We start from the raw sequence: 16,658 nt of genomic DNA, 5'->3' as shown, positions 1-16,658 counted from the left end.
CCTCAGCGCCGCCGCCGGTGTCACCCGGGCATGATGGCAAAGACGACGATCTCGCGGCGTACCGTCCTGACCCTGCTCGCGGCCACCGGCACCGCCACGGTGGTCGGTTGCGAGCGAACCCGCCGGCAGGCCCCGGCGGCGAACGTCCCGATTCCGGATGCGCTGGTCGTCGACATCGCGGACGGGCTCGGGCTGCTGCGCGGTGACGAGCGGCAAAGCTTCCCGGGCTCGCTTCCCGCCGCCGACGGGTCGGTCATCCACGCGACCGCACCCGACGGCGGTGACACCGCCTTCTGGCGGGTCGACACCGCCACGGGCCGGACCTCCGCGCGGATCACGCTGCCCGGACGCTGGCTGCCGCAGGCGGTCTCGGCCAGCGGTACGACGGTCGCGCTGACGTCGGACGCCGTGAACGTGACCGACGGGCGCCCGGAGGGGCGGAACGCCACCCCACTGATGATTGTCGACGGGAACGGGGTCCCTCGGCGTCTGGAACTGCCCGGCAACTACGTCCCGGAGACCTTCACCGAGGATCTCACCGGGCTGTTCGTCCTGGAGTGGCTTCCGCCGACGTCGCCGGACCGCTACCGGGTCCGCGTCGTCGACCTCGCCACCACGCAGCCGGGTCCGCTCTTCACGCGAGACAAGGGGCCGGTCCCGGTCGGCGCGGAGGAGGAGATGCGGGGTGAGGGACGCCAAGCGGTGATGGCGCCGGACCGGTCGACCCTCTACACGCTCTACACCCATCAGCCCGGCCACCGGCACACCCGGGACCTGGTCAGCGGTCGGCCCGGCCACGTGCACGCGTTCGTCCACACGTTGCACCTCACCGGGCGGTGGGCGTTCTGCGTCGACCTGCCGAACCCGTTCGGTGCGGCGCCCGGGAGCGGTCACGCCATCGCGATCACCCCGGACGGAGGCCGGCTCGTCGTCGTCGACGCCACGTCCGGTACGGCGGCGGAGATCTCGACCCAGGACCTGACCGTACGGCGAACGGTCCGGCTGCCCAGCGGCATCGGGACGGCTCACGCCGCCGCCGACCGTGCCCGCCTCTTCGTCGGCGTGGGTACGACGGTGCGGACCATGGGCCTGGCCGACCTCGGGCCGACCGGTGAATGGCAGGTTCGCGAGCCGGTCACCGGTCTCGTGCCGAGCCCGGACGGCCGGCGGCTGTACGTGGGCCAGACCGATTCCGTCAGCTGGCACGATCCGGCCACCGGTGCCGAGTTGGGCCGAGTGCCGGTGCCCGGCCTGGTGACGCTGCGCGGCCTGGTCGCCGGCGCCTGACACCAGAAGCCCGAGGGCGGGGCGACGTGGAACCTGATCCGGGAGCTCAACACGTACTGGTGAGCGCAGGGGGCCTGACAGGGCGAACGGCACCGGCACGTAGAGCCTGTAGACCATCGCCGTACGGACGCGGTCGCGCCGGCACGCCGCCCGCAGATCGGCACCCGGACGCCCGTTCTCGCCCACGCCGGCGCTGACCTTTCGCAGCCCTTGAAACGATCCGGGAGATCGGGGACCGCGACGGCCTCGCGGCCCGCCCGTGCTACTGATGCTCAACGAGCCGGGGACGAGCCTCCATTCGGACGTGCTGCGGCCGCTCGCCGGTCTGATCCTCGCCGGGGCGGCCCGTACCCAGGTCGTGGTCGTCACCCATCCCGGGGCGCTGTGGCGGCAGATTGCCAGTGCTGACCTCTTGACCTCCCACACACTCGGGCGTAAACAAAGAGGAAGCCACATCGAAACGGCGGTGAAACCAAGCGATGTACGCCGAGGAACGGCAACAGGAGATCCTCCGCAGGGCCCGGGCCCAGGGGCGCGTCGACGTGATGGTCCTGGCCGAGGAACTGGCGGTGACCAGCGAGACCATCCGGCGGGACCTGACCGCGTTGGAGCGGGCGGGGGTGCTGCGCCGCGTGCACGGGGGTGCGATCCCGGTCGAGCGGCTGGGTTTCGAGCCGGCACTCGCCGCTCGGGACGCGGTGCTGACCGCGGAGAAGGAACGCATCGCCAAGGCGGCCCTCGCCGAGGTCCCAGACGAGGGAGCCGTCATCATCGACGCGGGCACGACCACCGGGCGGCTGGCCCAGGCGCTGAACACGGAGCGCGAGCTGACGGTGATCGTCAACGCCCCGCCGCTGGCGACTTTGCTGGCCGCCCGGCCCAATCTCAACGTGATCATGCTCGGCGGCCGGGTTCGGGGCCGGACGATGGCGACGGTGGACGACTGGGCCCTGCAGGCGCTGTCCCAGATGTACGTCGACGTGGCGTTCATGGCGACCAACGGCTGCTCGGTCGAGCGCGGGCTGACCACGCCGGATCCCGCCGAGGCCGCCGTCAAGCGGGCGATGATCGCCGCGGCCCGGCGTACCGTGCTGCTGGCCGACCACACGAAGTTCGGCAACGACTACCTCGCACGGTTCGGCCGGCTCGCCGACGTCGACGTGGTCATCACCGACACCGGGTTGAGCACCGCCGCCGCCGGTGCGCTGCGGCACGCCGGCCCGGAGGTGATCCGGGCATGATCCTCACCGTCACCCTCAACCCGAGCCTGGACCGGGCCGTCGCCGTCGAATCGCTCGTGCGCGGAGCGGTGCTGCGGGCGGCACCCGCGCACCTCGACCCCGGCGGCAAGGGAGTCAACGTCGCGCGGGCGCTGCTCGCCAACGACGTGCCGTCGCGGGCCGTCATCCCGTGCGGCGGCCCGGAGGGGGAGCAACTGGTCCGGCTGCTGGCAGCGGAGGGCGTACCCATGGTCGCCGTACCGGTCGCCGGACGGACCAGGTCCAACATCACCCTCGCCGAGCCGGACGGCACGATCACGAAGATCAACGAACCGGGCCCGGCGCTCTCCGGCGCCGAGCTGGAGGCGGTGACCGAGCTGGTGCTGTCCGCCGCCGGCTCGGCCGACTGGGTCGTGGTGTGCGGCAGCAACCCGCCGTCCCTGGCGGTCGACGAGTTCGGCAAGCTGTGCCGCCGGCTGCTCGACGCGGGAGTCCGGCTGGCGGTCGACACCAGCGGCCCGGCGCTGGTCGCCGCGGCGGCCGCGGGAGCATGGCTGCTCAAGCCCAACCGGGAGGAGCTCGCCCAGGCTACCGGGCGGGCGGTCGACTCGACGGAGGACGTCGTCACCGCCGCCCAGCACCTACGCGAGTTGGGCGCCCGGGCCGTGGTGGCCAGCCTGGGTGCGGACGGTGCGGTCCTGGTCGACGGCGACGGCGTCGTCACCGGAACCGCACCCGTCGCCGAGCGCCGCAGCAACGTCGGCGCCGGGGATGCCCTGCTCGCCGGCTTCCTGGCCGGTGGCGCCACCGGCGGGGAGGCGCTCGCCGAGGGACTCGCCTGGGGCGCGGCGGCGGTCAGCCTGCCGGGCAGCCGGATGCCCGGGCCCGGCGACCTGCGCCGCGACCACGTCCACATCCACCATCGGCCGGACCTGGTCCGGCACCTGCTCACAAGGGACTGACTGGCCCGACTCACCCCCACCACCCGCACCGGCCCGGCGGCCGGCAGTCGAACAGGAGGCCACCCATGGCCACGGATTACACCCCCGCCGTCACGGGGACCGGCATCAAGGCCCGGATCCAGCGGGTCGGCGGTCACCTGGCCGGCATGGTCATGCCCAACATCGGTGCGTTCATCGCCTGGGGTCTGATCACCGCGCTGTTCATCCCCACCGGCTGGATCCCCAACGAAACCCTCGCCGAGCTCGTCGGGCCGATGATCACGGTCCTGCTTCCGGTGCTGATCGGCTACACCGGGGGCCGGCTGGTGCACGGCCAGCGCGGAGCGGTCGTCGGCGCCGTCGCCACGATGGGCATCGTGGTCGGCAGTGAGGTGCCGATGTTCCTCGGCGCCATGCTGATCGGCCCGCTGACCGCATACCTGCTGAAGCTCTTCGACGAGGCCGTCGAGGACCGCGTCCGGGCCGGCTTCGAGATGCTGGTCAACAACTTCTCCGCCGGCATCATCGGCGGTGGCATGGCGCTGGTCGGCGTCTGGGTCATCGGTCCGGTCGTCCGGTGGTTCACCGACCTCGCCGGTGACGGTGTCGACTGGCTGGTCTCCAACAACCTGCTCCCCGTCGCCTCGGTCCTGGTCGAGCCGGCGAAGGTACTCTTCCTCAACAACGCGATCAACCACGGCGTGCTCGGCCCGTTGGGCGTCGCGCAGGCGGCGGAGACCGGCAAGTCGATTCTCTTCATGATCGAGTCCAACCCCGGTCCCGGGCTCGGGCTGCTGCTGGCCTTCCTGTTCTTCGGGCCCCGCACGCTGCGCCCCACCGTGCCGGCCGCGATCATCATCCAGTTCCTCGGTGGCATCCACGAGATCTACTTCCCGTACGTGCTGATGAAGCCGCGGCTCATCCTCGCCATGATCGCCGGAGGCGCGGCCGGCGTCGGCACCTTCATGATCACCGGCGCCGGTCTGGTCGCCACCCCCTCGCCGGGCAGCATCTTCGCCTACGCGGCCGTCACGCCGCGGGGTGGCTGGTTCGGCGTCTTCCTCGGTGTCCTCATCGCTGCGGCGGTCTCGTTCGTCGTGGCGTCCGCGCTGCTCGGCTTCGGCCGGCTCAAGGACGACCAGCCGGACGACCAGGCGGGCGGCGACGAGGCGGAACCCACGCCGGCGACCGCCCACGGGGCGCCCCTGCCGCGGCAGACCGCCGGAACCAGTACCCCCACCGCAGCTTCGGAGGCCTGAGCGACATGACCACCATCCAGGGAAGCGACATCCGGAAGATCGTCGTCGCCTGCGACGCCGGCATGGGCAGCAGCGTGATGCTCGCCAGCCAGCTCCGGAAGCAGCTCGGCAAGCACTCGGTGGCGGTGGAGCACACCCCGGTCGAGCACATCCCCGCCGACGCCGACGTGGTCGTCGTCCACACCGGACTCGCCGCCCGCGCCCGGGCCGTCGCCCCCGAGAAGGTCGTCGTGCCGTTCCAGGTGTTCGTCGGCGATCCAGCGGTGGCAAAGGTCGTCGCCGCGGTGAAGAACGGCGGTGCGGTCGATGGCTGAGGTGACGACCGGACGGCTCGCCGCGCTGCTCGACCGACGGGCGATCCGGCTCCGCGAGACCGCCGCCGACCGGGAGGACGCGATCCGGCGCAGCGGCGCGGTGCTGGTCGAGACCGGTGCCGTCGATCCCGCGTACGTCGAGACGATGCTGGCGCGGGAACGCGCGGTGTCGACGTACGTGGGCGAGGGAGTGGCCATTCCGCACGGCACCCTCGCCGGCAAGGACGCCGTACGCCGGGACGCGCTCGCGGTGCTCCGCTTCCCGGCCGGCGTGGACTGGGGTGGCGAGCAGGTCGTGCTCTGCGTGGCGATCGCCGCCCGCGGCGACGGTCACGTGGCCCTGCTCGCCCAGCTGGCCGAGATCCTGCTGAACCCCGAGCGAGCCCGCGCGCTGCGGGAGGCGACCGACGCCGACGGGGTTCTCCGGCTGCTCAAGCCCGTCGATGAGGAGACTGACCGATGAAGGTTGTCCGCTTCCACGCTCCCGGTGACGTGCGGGTCGAGGACGCAGCCGAACCGACGCCGGGACCGGGCGAGGTCAGGATCCGGGTACGGAACTGCTCCACCTGCGGTACCGACGTGAAGATCTGGCGGTTCGGTCACCACCACATCGACCCGCCCCGGGTGATGGGTCACGAGATCGCCGGCGAGATCGTCGACATCGGAGCCGACGTGACCGACTGGCGGCCCGGCGACCGGGTCCAGGTCATCGCGGCGATCCCGTGCGGGCGGTGCGACCAGTGCCGCCGCGGCCGGATGACGGTCTGCCCCAACCAGGAGTCGATCGGCTACCACTACGAGGGCGGCTTCGCCCAGTACATGGTCGTGCCGGCCAAGGTGCTCTCCGTCGACGGCCTCAACCGCATCCCGGACGGGGTCAGCTTCGCCGAGGCGTCGGTGGCGGAGCCGTTGGCGTGCGTCCTCAACGGCCAGGAACTCGCCCGGGTCGGGGCGGGCGACGACGTCGTGGTCATCGGCTCCGGCCCGATCGGCTGCCTGCACGTACGGCTCGCCCGGGCGCGCGGTGCCGCCCGGGTCACCCTGGTCGACCTCAACCGGGACCGGCTGGACCTGGCGGCGGCGCTCGTCGCGCCGGACGCCACGGTCTGCGCGGCGGAGAACGACCCGGTCGACGCGGTCCTCAAGGCGACCGACGGCGCCGGAGCCGACGTCGTCATCACCGCGGCCGCCTCCGGCGCCGCACAGGAGCAGGCGCTGCAGATGGTCGGCCGCCAGGGCCGGATCAGCTTCTTCGGCGGCCTGCCCAAGGACCGGCCGGTCATCGCCGTCGACGCCAACCTGGTGCACTACCGCGAGCTCACCATCGTCGGCGCCAACGGCTCCAGCCCCGCTCACAACAAGGCCGCACTGCAGCTCATCGCCAGTGGTGCGGTGCCGGTCGCGGACCTGATCACCGACCGGCTGCCGCTGGAGCGGGCCCTCGACGCGTTCGACATCGTCTCCCGGGGCGCCGGCATCAAAGTCACCGTCGAGCCCTGACCGGCTCGGATCCGTGGATCCACCACCTGAGGAGTCGTCATGCCCGAACGTACCGTCGCCGTCGGGTCGACCAGCGGGCTGCACGCCCGCCCCGCCGCCCTCTTCGTCGAGGCCGCCACCGCCCAGCCCGTCGCGGTCAGCGTCCGGCTGCCGGGCGGCCGGCCGGTCCCCGCCCGCAGCATGCTCTCCGTCCTGTCCCTCGGGGCCACCCACGGCACCGAGGTGATCCTGTCGGCCGAGGGCGACGGGGCGGAGGCCGCACTGGAGGCCCTCGCCGACCTGCTGCGGCGCAACCTGGACGAGGAGCCGGCCGATGCCTGAGCGGCTGACCGGCATCGGGGTCAGTCCCGGCCTGGCCGCCGGTCCGCTGCTGCGGGTGGCTCCCGCGCCCCGGCTGCCGGAACCGGCCGCCGTCGCCGACGTCGAGGCGGAACTGACCCGCGCCGCCGCGGCCCTCTCCGCGGTCGGCACCGAACTGCGCCGCCGCGCGGACTCGGCGGGGCGGCCGGAGGCGGCCGCGATCCTCCGGGCCCAGGCGATGATCGCCGAGGACCCGCTCCTCCGCGACACGATCGCCGAGGCCGTCCGGGCCGGTCGGGACGCCCCGCACGCGATCGCCGACGCCTTCGCCGAACATCGTCGGGCGTTCCAGGCCGCCGGCGGTCACCTCGCCGAACGGGTCACCGACCTCGACGACATCCGGGACCGCGCCGTCGCCGCGAGCCTCGGGCGGCCGATGCCGGGCGTCCCGACCCCGGGATATCCGTACGTGCTGGCCGCGCGTGACCTCGCCCCGGCCGACACCGCCGACCTGGATCCCGAGCTGGTGCTCGCCCTGGTGACCGAGCTGGGCGGCCCGACCAGCCACACCGCGATCCTGGCCCGGTCCCTCGGTCTGCCCGCCGTGGTGTCCTGCGCCGGGACGCTGGCCGTTCCCGACGGAACGGTGGTCCGGGTGGACGGCGCTTCCGGCGAGGTGCTCACCGACGCCGACGAGGCCGTCGTCGCCGCCACCCGGGCGGCGGCGGCGCGGAGCCGGCGGGCCGGCCGGAGCCGGGGACCGGGCCGCACCGCGGACGGGCACGAGGTGAGGCTTTTGCTCAACGTCGGCTCCGCGGCCGAGCTGCGCGGGGAGGAGGCGGCCGGGGCGGAGGGGGTGGGCCTCTTCCGTACCGAGCTGCTGTTCCTGGGCCGGAACACGGCGCCCGGCATCGAGGAGCAGAGCCGGGCGTACGCGGAGGTCTTCGCGGCGGTGGACAGCCGCCCGGTGGTGATCCGGACGCTGGACGCGGGCGCCGACAAGCCGCTGCCCTTCCTCGACCAGGCCGGCGAGCCCAACCCGGCACTCGGCGTGCGGGGTCTGCGGATCGCCCGACGCCGGCCCGAGGTGCTCCGGACCCAGCTGCACGCGATCGAGTTGGCGGCCCGGCGGACCGGCGCCGAGGTCCGGGCGATGGCGCCGATGGTGGCGACCGCCGCGGAGGCCGGCGAGTTCGCCTCGATAGCGCGCGGCGCCGGCCTGGACACCGTGGGCGTGATGGTGGAGGTGCCGGCGGCGGCGCTGCGCGCCCGGCGGCTGCTCGACGAGATCGACTTCCTCAGCGTGGGCACCAACGACCTGAGCCAGTACGCCTTCGCCGCCGACCGGCAGTGCGGCGACCTCGCCGGCCTGCTCGATCCGTGGCAGCCGGCACTGCTGGAGCTGATCGCCGGCTGCGCGACCGCCGGCCGGACGGCCGGCAAGCCGGTCGGTGTCTGTGGGGAGGCGGCCGCCGATCCGCTGCTCGCGGTGGTGCTCACCGGTCTCGGCGTGAGCAGCTTGTCGATGTCCCCGCGGGCGCTGGCACCGGTGCGGGCGGCGCTGGCCGCGCACTCCCTCGCCGACTGCGAACGGCTGGCCGCGCTCGCGCTCGCCGCCGACGACGCGGAGCAGGCGCGGGCCGCCGTCCGGCGCGCGGCCCGGCCGGCGCCGGACTGACCGGGCGGGTCACCCGCGTTCGTGCTGGCAGGTCGAGTGCGGAAGCACAGGACCAGCTCGGGCGCGTCCGCGGTTGGGGATCGTGCCAGGCGTCCCCGTCCCCGCGGTCCGCGACACCGCCGCACCGGACGGCGGCGCGGACCGTACGGCCGGCCGTCGGGTTCTGTCGGTGGGTGTGGCCATAATCACGGGACGCGTATCGCCGAGGGGACGGAGACGGTCGATGGCCACACTGCTCGCGATCGGGACGGCCAAGGGCCTCTTCCTGGCCACCAGCACCGACGGCCGGCGCACCTGGGAGGTCACCGGGCCGCGTCACCCGATGACCGGGGTGTACGCGGTCGCGATCGACACCCGCCGCGCCTCACCGCGGCTGCTCGCCGGCACGACCAGCTCACACTTCGGTCCGACGGTCGCGACCAGCGACGATCTCGGCGCCAACTGGCGCGAGCCGGAGCACGCGCCGGTGGCCTTCCCGGCCGACACCGGGGTCAGCCTGGGCCGGGTCTGGCAGCTCACCCCGGCCGGCGCCGACCAGCCCGACGTGGTGTGGGCGGGCACCGAGCCGTCGGCGCTGTTCCGGTCCGACGACGGTGGGGTGACCTTCGAGCTGGTGCGGGGCCTGTGGGACCACCCGCACCGGGAGCAGTGGGGCGCCGGCTTCGGCGGCCAGGCGGTGCACACCGTGCTGCCGCATCCGGCTGACACCGACCGGGTCACCGTCGCCATGTCCACCGGCGGCGTCTACCACTCGACCGACGCCGGCACGAGCTGGTCGCCCGGCAACACGGGCATCCGGGCCTACTTCCTGCCCGACGAGTGGCCCGAGTTCGGTCAGTGCGTGCACAAGGTCACCCGGGACGCGGGCGATCCCGCCCGCCTCTACGCGCAGAACCACCACGGCGTCTACCGCTCGGACGACGACGGGCGCAGCTGGTCGTCGATCGCCGAGGGCCTGCCCAGTGACTTCGGCTTCCCGATCGTCACCCTGCCGGGCCGGCCCGGCAGCGTCTTCACCTTCCCACTCGCCGCCGACAGCGAGCGCTTCCCGGCCGGCCGCCGGTGTCGCGTCTGGCGGTCCGGCGACGCGGGCGCCACCTGGGAGCCGCTGAGCGCCGGCCTGCCGGAGGGCCCGTTCTTCCCCGCCGTGCTGCGGGACGCCATGTGCGCCGACGACGCCGAGTCCGGTGGCGTCTACTTCGGCACCCGCTCCGGCGAGGTCTACGCGAGCCGCGACGCCGGCGACTCGTGGTCCCTGGTGGCCGCGCACCTGCCCGACGTGCTCTGCGTCCGCGCGGCGGAGGTGTGACGTGGTGACGGTGCTGCTGCCCGGGCCGCTGCGCGGCGAGGCCGGCGGAGCGAGCCGGCTGACGGTCGCGACCTCGGGCACCCTGCGGGCCGTCCTGGACGAGGTGGCCGACGGCTGGCCCCGGCTGGGCCGGCGGATCCGTGACGAGCGCGGCGAGCTGCGCCGCTACGTCAACGTCTACGTCGACGGGGAGGACTGCCGGCACCTCGGCGGCCTGGACACGCCGGTGCGTGACGCCGCCGAGGTGCAGGTTCTCCCGTCGGTGGCGGGCGGCTGACGGCAGCGCCCCGACCGGTCGACGGCGTGATCCGGGCCACCCGGCCGGCCGATGCGACCGGAATAGTTGACTCGTCAAATATGTTGTGGGGGTCGTCCGGGGCCACCGCGGTCCCGGCGGTCACTCAGGGAGCGGGTCATGCACTTCGGAGTCTTCACGGTCGGTGACGTCACGGTCGATCCGACCACCGGTCGGGAGCCGACGGAGCGCGAGCGGATCAAGGCCATGGTCACGATCGCGCTGAAGGCCGAGGAGGTGGGCCTGGACGTCTTCGCCACCGGCGAGCACCACAACCCGCCGTTCGTGCCGTCGTCGCCGACCACCATGCTGGGCTTCATCGCCGCCCGGACGTCTCGGCTGCTGCTGTCCACCGCCACCACGCTGATCACCACCAACGACCCGGTGAAGATCGCCGAGGACTACGCGATGCTCCAGCACCTGGCCGACGGCCGGGTGGACCTGATGCTCGGGCGCGGCAACACCGGCCCGGTGTACCCGTGGTTCGGGCAGGACATCCGCAACGGCATCCCGCTGACCATCGAGAACTACGACCTGCTGCGCCGGCTGTGGCGCGAGGACGTGGTCGACTGGTCCGGGAAGTTCCGCACGCCGCTGCAGTCGTTCACCTCGACACCCCGGCCGCTGGACGGCGTACCGCCGTTCGTCTGGCACGGCTCGATCCGCAGCCCGCAGATCGCCGAGCAGGCCGCGTACTACGGTGACGGCTTCTTCGCCAACCACGTCTTCTGGCCGAAGGAGCACACGCAGCGGATGGTCGGCCTGTACCGGCAGCGCTTCGAGCACTACGGTCACGGCTCCGCCGACCAGGCCATCGTCGGGCTGGGCGGGCAGGTGTTCATGCGGCGCAACTCGCAGGACGCGGTCCGTGAGTTCCGTCCGTACTTCGACAACGCGCCGGTCTACGGGCACGGGCCGTCCCTGGAGGAGTTCACCGAGCAGACCCCGTTGACCGTCGGCAGCCCTCAGCAGGTCATCGACCGGACGCTGACCTTCCGGGAGTACGTCGGTGACTACCAGCGGCAACTGTTCCTCATCGACCACGCCGGGCTGCCGCTGAAGACTGTCCTGGAGCAGCTCGACATCCTCGGCGAGGAGGTCGTCCCGGTGCTCCGCAAGGAGTTCGAGTCGCTGCGGCCGGCGCACGTGCCCGAGGCGCCCGTCCACGCCGCGCTCGTGGCCGCCGCCGGCGGCGGCGCCGACAGCACCGTCCACGCCGTCGACGACGTGACGGGGCGTGCCCCCGAGGGGACGCGATGACACAGCGCACCCTCGCCGTCGTCTCGGCCGGCCTTCGCCAGCCGTCGTCGACCCGGCTGCTCGCCGACCAGCTCGCCGCCGCCACCCGCGACGAGCTGGTCCGGCGGGGCGACACCGTCGACGTACGCCCCGTCGAGCTGCGCGAGCACGCCCACGACATCGTCAACCACCTGCTCACCGGCTTCCCGTCGCCGGCGCTGCGGGAGGTGCTGGACACGGTGGCCGGCGCCGATGGGCTGATCACCGTGACGCCCATCTTCAACGCGTCGTACAACGGGCTGTTCAAGTCGTTCTTCGACCTGGTCGACTCCGACGCCCTCGCCGACCGGCCGGTCCTGGCCGGCGCCACCGGCGGCACGGCGCGGCACTCGCTCGCCCTGGAGCACGCGCTGCGACCGATGTTCGCGTACCTGCACGCGGTCGTCGTGCCCACGGCCGTCTTCGCGGCTCCCGAGGACTGGTCCGGTGGGACCGCCGACGGCGCCCTGCGGCGCCGCATCGAGCGGGCCGCCGCCGAACTGGCCGACCAGATGCACCGGCGGGTGCCGTCCACCGGCCCCGCCGACCCGTTCGCGCTCACCGGGGACTTCGAGGACCTCCTCGGCGGCCTGCGGCGCGGCGCCTGAGCCCCGTCCCGGCCCGGCTGTCCCGTCGGGCCGGGACGGCTCAGCGGGCCTGGCCGTAGGGGTGCGCCACCAGCACCGGGCAGTGTGCGTGCTGCACCAGGGACTGGCTGACCGAACCGAGCAGCATCCCGGCGAAGCCACCCCGTCCGCGGGTCCCCACGACCACCAGCGCGGCGCCGCTGCTCGCCTCGATCAGCGCCGGTTCGGGCTTGTCGGCCAGCAGCAGCCGAACGGCGACGGTCAGGCCCGGGTGGCTGCCACGAGCGGCCGCCGCCGCCGTCTCGACCAGGTCCCCGGTCTGCGCCGGGCCCTCCTCGTCGGGGCGGTCCACGTGCGCGACCACCAGCTCGGCCCCCCGCCGGGCGGCCTCCTCGGCCGCGTACCCGACGGCCAGTTCGGCTGCCTCCGACCCGTCCACGCCGACCAGCACCGGACCGTCGACCGTGATCGGCTCCTCGGCGGGACGGACCACCAGCACCGGGCAGTGGGCGTGGGCGGCGACCTGCGTACCGACCGAGCCGAGCAGCAGTCCGGCGAAACCGCCGTGGCCCCGGCTGCCCACCACGACCAGCTCCGCCCGGCGCGACTCCTCCACTAGCGTCGCGCCCGGCCCACCCGCGACCTGGCGGACCGCCACCTCCAGGCCCGGCCACCGGCCCGCGAGGTCGGCCGCCGTCTGCTCCAGCATCTTCCCGGCCTCCTCGTTGGGAGCGGGAACGCCCAGCTCGTATGGGTTGAGCGGGATGCCGTAGCCGAGCGGATGCAGGTAGCCGTGCACCAGGTGCAGCGGACACGACCGCAGCAGGGCGGCGCGGGCGGCGTGCTCCGCCGCCACGAGGCTCGACGGCGATCCGTCCACTCCCACCACGACGGGTCGGTTCATTGCGGCCCTCCCGGACTCGATCAGGTCATTGTCGGCGCGCGGCCCCCGACCGGTAGGTGTTTCCCGGCGGGTCCTCGTCCCTTTCCCGGCAGGTGATCGTCCCGAACCCGGTCCCGGAACGACCGCCGCGCCGGAACGACCGCCGCGCCGGAACGACCGCCGCGCCGGCCGCGAGGCGGCCGGCGCGGCGGCACCGAGCGGTCGTCAGGAGCTGCGGGGGTGCCGCACGACGACCAGCGGGCAGTGCGCGTGGTGCAGCACGGCGTGGCTGACCGAGCCGAGCAGCAGGCCGCCGAGGGCGCCGTGCCCGTGCGCGCCGACCACCACCAACTGGGCCCCCTTCGACTCGTCCACGAGGACCCGGCCGGGAGAGCCGCGCACCAGGCGGTGCCGCACCGGAACCTGCGGGTACCGCTCGGCGAACCCGGCGAGCGACTCGGCGAGGAGCCGCTCCTCCTCCGCGCCGAACGCGTCGAGGTCGTAGACGAGGGGCAGGATGTCACCGGGGCCGACCGGGGTCGGGTAGAGCCAGGCGTGCACCGCGACCAGCGGGGCGTCCCGGCGGGCCGCCTCCTCGAACGCGAAGCCGATCGCCTCGGTGGACAGCTCGGAGCCGTCGACGCCCACCACGACCGGGCCGTCGGCGCGCGGCTCACCGCGTACCACCAGCACCGGGCACTGGGCGCGGGCGGACACCTGCACGGTGACCGATCCGAGCAGCAGGCCGGCGAAGCCGCCGAGGCCCCGGTGGCCGAGCACCACCAGTGCGGCCTCCCGCGCCTCGTCCAGCAGCACCGGAGTCGGCGCGCCGTCGACGACCACGCCCGCGACGCGCAGCTCCGGGAAGACCTTGCGGGCCTCGTCGACGGCCTCGGCGACGTACCGCTCCGCCTGGTTACGCAGTCCGGCGGTGACCGGAGCGCCGGGAACCGGGGTCAGCGGGGCGCCGGTCAGCGGCCAGATGAAGGCGTGCACGACCCGCAGCGGACGCTGCCGGTACTCCGCCTCCCGGGCCGCGACGCGGACCGCGTCCAGCGCGGCGGCGGAGCCGTCCACACCCACCACGACGGGGGCACCGGTGTTGATCGTCATGACGTTCTCCTTCCCTTCACCCTCAGCCTGCCGCGCCCACGGCGCGGCCGTCAGAGGCGGTCGTCCCGAGGCCCGGGTCCTTGGTCCCGTCCCGGCGGGTCAGGCGTAGGACCAGCCCGGGCAGGACGCTCACGGCGGCGCAGGCCAGCAGCTCCACGGCGTCCAGCGGTGCGGTCCCGAGCAGCTCCCGCAGCGGCGGCAGCAGCACCCCGGCGACCTGGAGCGACGCCGAGACCGCCACGGCGAGCGGCAGCGCCCGGTTGCCGCGCCTCGCACCGGCCGGGCGGGGTGCGCGGACCGCGAGCGCCACACCGAGCTGTGCCAGGCCGAGGACCACGAACACCACCGACTGCCACGGCCGCTCGGCCCACGCGGCGGCCACCCCGGCGCCGAGCACGACGGTCCCGATCAGCGCGCCGGTGAGCAGCACGTCGCGCCCGAGGCCGGCGCCGAGCACCGACTCCGAGGGTGAGCGGGGCGCCCGCCGCAACGTGCCCGGCTCGGCCGGCTCCGCGCCCAGCGCCACCCCGGGTACGCCGTGGGTGAGCAGGTTGACCCAGAGGATCTGCGCCGGCAGCAGCGGTACGGCCAGCCCGAACAGCGGCCCGAGCAGCATCACCGCGATCTCGGCGACGCCGCCGGAGAGGGCGTACCGCAGGAACCGGCGGATGTTGTCGTAGATCCGGCGGCCCTCGCCGATGGCGGCGGCCACCGTGGACAGGTCGTCGTCGACGAGCACCAGATCGGCGGCCTGCCGGGCCACTTCGGTGCCGCCGCCCATCGCCACGCCGATGTCGGCGCGGCGCAGCGCCGGGGCGTCGTTCACGCCGTCCCCGGTCATCGCCACCACGTGCCCGCGGGCCTGCAGCCCGGCGATGATGTCCAGCTTCTGGTCGGGCTGTGTCCGCGCGTACACCCGGGTGTCGGGGTGCGCGTCGGCCAGGCCGCCGTCGTCGCCGCGGGCGAGCGGGTCGCCGTCCCGCCAGAGCCCGAGCTGGCCGCCGATCGCGGCGGCGGTGGCCGGGTGGTCGCCGGTGACGAGGAGGAGGCGCACCCCGGCGGCGCCGAAGTCGCCGGCGATGTCGGCGGCCCCGGCGCGCAGCGGGTCGCCGACCGCGACCAGCCCGGCCGGGAGCAGCCCGGTCGGTCGGGCCGGGTCGGCCGGCGGCGCGTCGACGATGGCGGAGGCGACCGCGAGCACCCGCAGCCCCTCGGCGGCGAGCCGGTGTGCGGCGGCGGTCAGGTCGGCGATGTCCGCGTCGGTGGCGTCGACGAGCGGCCGGGCGAGCACGTTCTCCGGCGCGCCCTTGCAGACCACCAGGTGCCGGCCGTCGCACGAGCGGTGCACCGTGGTCATCCGCCGCAGATCCTGGTCGAACGGAGCCTCGGCGACCCGTGGCCAGGCGGCCCTGGTGCGCTCCGGGTCGAGGCCGCAGCGGGCGGCGAACGCCACCAGCGCGGCTTCGAGCGGGTCACCGACCGCCGCCCACTCCGGCCGCTCGTCGGTGGGCGGGGCCAGGGTGGCGTCGTTGCACAGCAGTCCCGCCCGCGCCAGCCGGCGCAGCTCGTCCGGCACCGGCACCGGCTCGCCCCGGCGGTGCACGGCACCGTGCGGCGCGTACCCCGTCCCGGTGATCCCGTAGCCGGCGCCGTCGGCGGTGACGGCGTGCTGCACGGCCATCCGTCCCTCGGTGAGGGTGCCGGTCTTGTCGGACGCGATGACGGTGACCGAGCCGAGCGTCTCCACCGCGTGCAGCCGGCGGGGGATCGCCCGGGCGCCGGCCATCCGGCGGGCGCCGAGCGCGAGAGCGAGCGTCACCACGGCGGGCAACGACTCCGGCACCGCCGCCACCACCAGGCTCACCGCGGTGACCGCCATGTCGACCACGGGCCGGCCGCCCAGGACGCCGACGATGAAGACCAGCCCGGACAGGACCACGGCGGCCAGGCCCAGGACCCGGCCGAGGGCGGCCAGCCGCCGCTGTAGCGGGGTGGCGGCCGGCCGGGTCGCGGTGACCAGGGCGGTGATCCGGCCCAGGGCGCTGGCGGCGCCGGTGCGCACCACCGTCCCGGTGGCGCGGCCGGTGGTGACCACCGTTCCCGCGCTCGCCTCCGCACCCGTCACCCGGCTGACCGGCACCGACTCGCCGGTGAGCGCCGACTCGTCCACGCCGAGCCGGGCGGCGTCGGTGAGCAGCAGGTCGGCGGGGACCACGTCCCCGGCCTCGACCCGGACCAGGTCGCCGACGACCACCTCGGCGGCGGGCAGGACCAGGTCCCGGCCGTCCCGGACCACCCGGGCGGTCGGCGCCGCGAGCTGGTCCAGGGCGGCGATGGCGCGGTCGGCGCGGACCTCCTGGATCACGCCGATCGCGGTGTTGACCAGCACGACCAGCAGGATCACGGCGGTGTCCGGGTAGTCGCGCAGCACCGTCGTGACCACGGCGGCCGCCAGCAGCAGCGCGACGAGAGGGTCGGTGAGCTGGCGCAGCACCCGGGTGGCGAGGTGCCGGCGGTGCGGCGCGGCCGCCGCGTTCGGGCCGTCCGCCCGCAGCCGCGCGGCGGCCTCCGCCGAGGTCAGGCCGCCCGTCGACGGCGGCGCCGTGGCGAGTTCCGTCATCGTGCGTACGCCCCCGGCCACCGCGGCCCTCCGAGTCTTGCCGTGGCGCGCCCCGCCGGCGCACCGTCCCACGT

The 16,658-nt window shown here is 74.5% G+C and carries 16 protein-coding genes; 13 read left to right on the top strand and 3 right to left on the bottom strand.

What is annotated here, in order from left to right:
* The first annotated feature begins 33 nt into the window (after window positions 1-33).
* The 13 genes from ACN26Y_RS25455 to ACN26Y_RS25395 all read left to right on the top strand — a co-directional run bounded on the left by ACN26Y_RS25455 (window position 34) and on the right by ACN26Y_RS25395 (window position 11,989).
* Window positions 34-1,287, top strand: a complete 1,254-nt coding sequence (locus ACN26Y_RS25455; RefSeq protein ID WP_422733646.1) for a YncE family protein — start codon at window positions 34-36, stop codon at window positions 1,285-1,287.
* 479 nt (window positions 1,288-1,766) lie between these two features.
* Entirely contained in the window at window positions 1,767-2,528 is a 762-nt protein-coding gene (locus ACN26Y_RS25450) for a DeoR/GlpR family DNA-binding transcription regulator (RefSeq protein ID WP_155332687.1), read from the top strand.
* Complete coding sequence (locus ACN26Y_RS25445; protein WP_155332686.1) at window positions 2,525-3,469, top strand: 1-phosphofructokinase family hexose kinase; 945 nt, start codon at window positions 2,525-2,527, stop codon at window positions 3,467-3,469. Before ACN26Y_RS25450 ends, ACN26Y_RS25445 begins: the two co-directional genes overlap by 4 nt.
* A 65-nt stretch (window positions 3,470-3,534) precedes the next feature.
* On the top strand, window positions 3,535-4,707 hold the full coding sequence (mtlA, locus tag ACN26Y_RS25440) for a PTS mannitol transporter subunit IICB (RefSeq protein WP_155332685.1): 1,173 nt from the start codon (window positions 3,535-3,537) through the stop codon (window positions 4,705-4,707).
* Window positions 4,708-4,712: 5 nt separating this feature from the next.
* Window positions 4,713-5,021 carry a PTS lactose transporter subunit IIB gene (locus ACN26Y_RS25435; RefSeq protein ID WP_155332684.1) on the top strand — a complete coding sequence of 103 codons (309 nt, stop codon included), beginning with the start codon at window positions 4,713-4,715 and terminating at the stop codon, window positions 5,019-5,021.
* The gene (locus ACN26Y_RS25430) at window positions 5,014-5,484 is read left to right on the top strand and encodes a PTS sugar transporter subunit IIA (protein ID WP_155332683.1); all 471 of its coding nucleotides are present in this window, start codon (window positions 5,014-5,016) and stop codon (window positions 5,482-5,484) included. Before ACN26Y_RS25435 ends, ACN26Y_RS25430 begins: the two co-directional genes overlap by 8 nt.
* Window positions 5,481-6,521: a zinc-dependent dehydrogenase gene (locus ACN26Y_RS25425; protein ID WP_155332682.1), complete on the top strand. Its 1,041-nt coding sequence runs from the start codon at window positions 5,481-5,483 to the stop codon at window positions 6,519-6,521. The genes ACN26Y_RS25430 and ACN26Y_RS25425 overlap by 4 nt, the downstream gene beginning before the upstream one ends.
* A gap of 39 nt (window positions 6,522-6,560) precedes the next feature.
* A complete protein-coding gene (locus ACN26Y_RS25420) occupies window positions 6,561-6,842 on the top strand; it encodes an HPr family phosphocarrier protein (protein ID WP_155332681.1) in 282 nt (93 codons plus the stop codon).
* Window positions 6,835-8,499 carry a phosphoenolpyruvate--protein phosphotransferase gene (gene ptsP / locus ACN26Y_RS25415; protein WP_422733645.1) on the top strand — a complete coding sequence of 555 codons (1,665 nt, stop codon included), beginning with the start codon at window positions 6,835-6,837 and terminating at the stop codon, window positions 8,497-8,499. The genes ACN26Y_RS25420 and ptsP overlap by 8 nt, the downstream gene beginning before the upstream one ends.
* A gap of 223 nt (window positions 8,500-8,722) precedes the next feature.
* Window positions 8,723-9,808, top strand: coding sequence for a WD40/YVTN/BNR-like repeat-containing protein (locus tag ACN26Y_RS25410; protein WP_422733644.1), 1,086 nt, complete (start codon window positions 8,723-8,725; stop codon window positions 9,806-9,808).
* A 4-nt stretch (window positions 9,809-9,812) separates the two neighbouring features.
* Complete coding sequence (locus ACN26Y_RS25405) at window positions 9,813-10,085, top strand: MoaD/ThiS family protein (protein WP_230688773.1); 273 nt, start codon at window positions 9,813-9,815, stop codon at window positions 10,083-10,085.
* A gap of 138 nt (window positions 10,086-10,223) precedes the next feature.
* On the top strand, window positions 10,224-11,363 hold the full coding sequence (locus ACN26Y_RS25400) for an LLM class flavin-dependent oxidoreductase (RefSeq protein ID WP_422733643.1): 1,140 nt from the start codon (window positions 10,224-10,226) through the stop codon (window positions 11,361-11,363).
* Window positions 11,360-11,989: an FMN reductase gene (locus ACN26Y_RS25395; protein ID WP_422733642.1), complete on the top strand. Its 630-nt coding sequence runs from the start codon at window positions 11,360-11,362 to the stop codon at window positions 11,987-11,989. The genes ACN26Y_RS25400 and ACN26Y_RS25395 overlap by 4 nt, the downstream gene beginning before the upstream one ends.
* A gap of 40 nt (window positions 11,990-12,029) precedes the next feature.
* Here ACN26Y_RS25395 and ACN26Y_RS25390 read toward each other — a convergent pair whose 3' ends face one another.
* The 3 genes from ACN26Y_RS25390 to ACN26Y_RS25380 all read right to left on the bottom strand — a co-directional run bounded on the left by ACN26Y_RS25390 (window position 12,030) and on the right by ACN26Y_RS25380 (window position 16,584).
* Window positions 12,030-12,872 (bottom strand): universal stress protein, encoded by an 843-nt coding sequence (locus tag ACN26Y_RS25390; protein ID WP_422733641.1) that lies wholly within the window; start codon window positions 12,870-12,872, stop codon window positions 12,030-12,032.
* Between the two features lie 204 nt (window positions 12,873-13,076).
* A complete protein-coding gene (locus ACN26Y_RS25385; RefSeq protein WP_155332674.1) occupies window positions 13,077-13,964 on the bottom strand; it encodes a universal stress protein in 888 nt (295 codons plus the stop codon).
* Between the two features lie 22 nt (window positions 13,965-13,986).
* On the bottom strand, window positions 13,987-16,584 hold the full coding sequence (locus ACN26Y_RS25380) for a cation-translocating P-type ATPase (protein ID WP_155332673.1): 2,598 nt from the start codon (window positions 16,582-16,584) through the stop codon (window positions 13,987-13,989).
* Between the last annotated feature and the right edge of the window lie 74 nt (window positions 16,585-16,658).

This window comes from Micromonospora sp. WMMD558, assembly GCF_049315255.1.
GTDB lineage: Bacteria > Actinomycetota > Actinomycetes > Mycobacteriales > Micromonosporaceae > Micromonospora.
The sequence above is the reverse complement of the archived record's forward strand: the minus strand, read 5'-3'. Positions and strand labels throughout refer to the sequence as shown.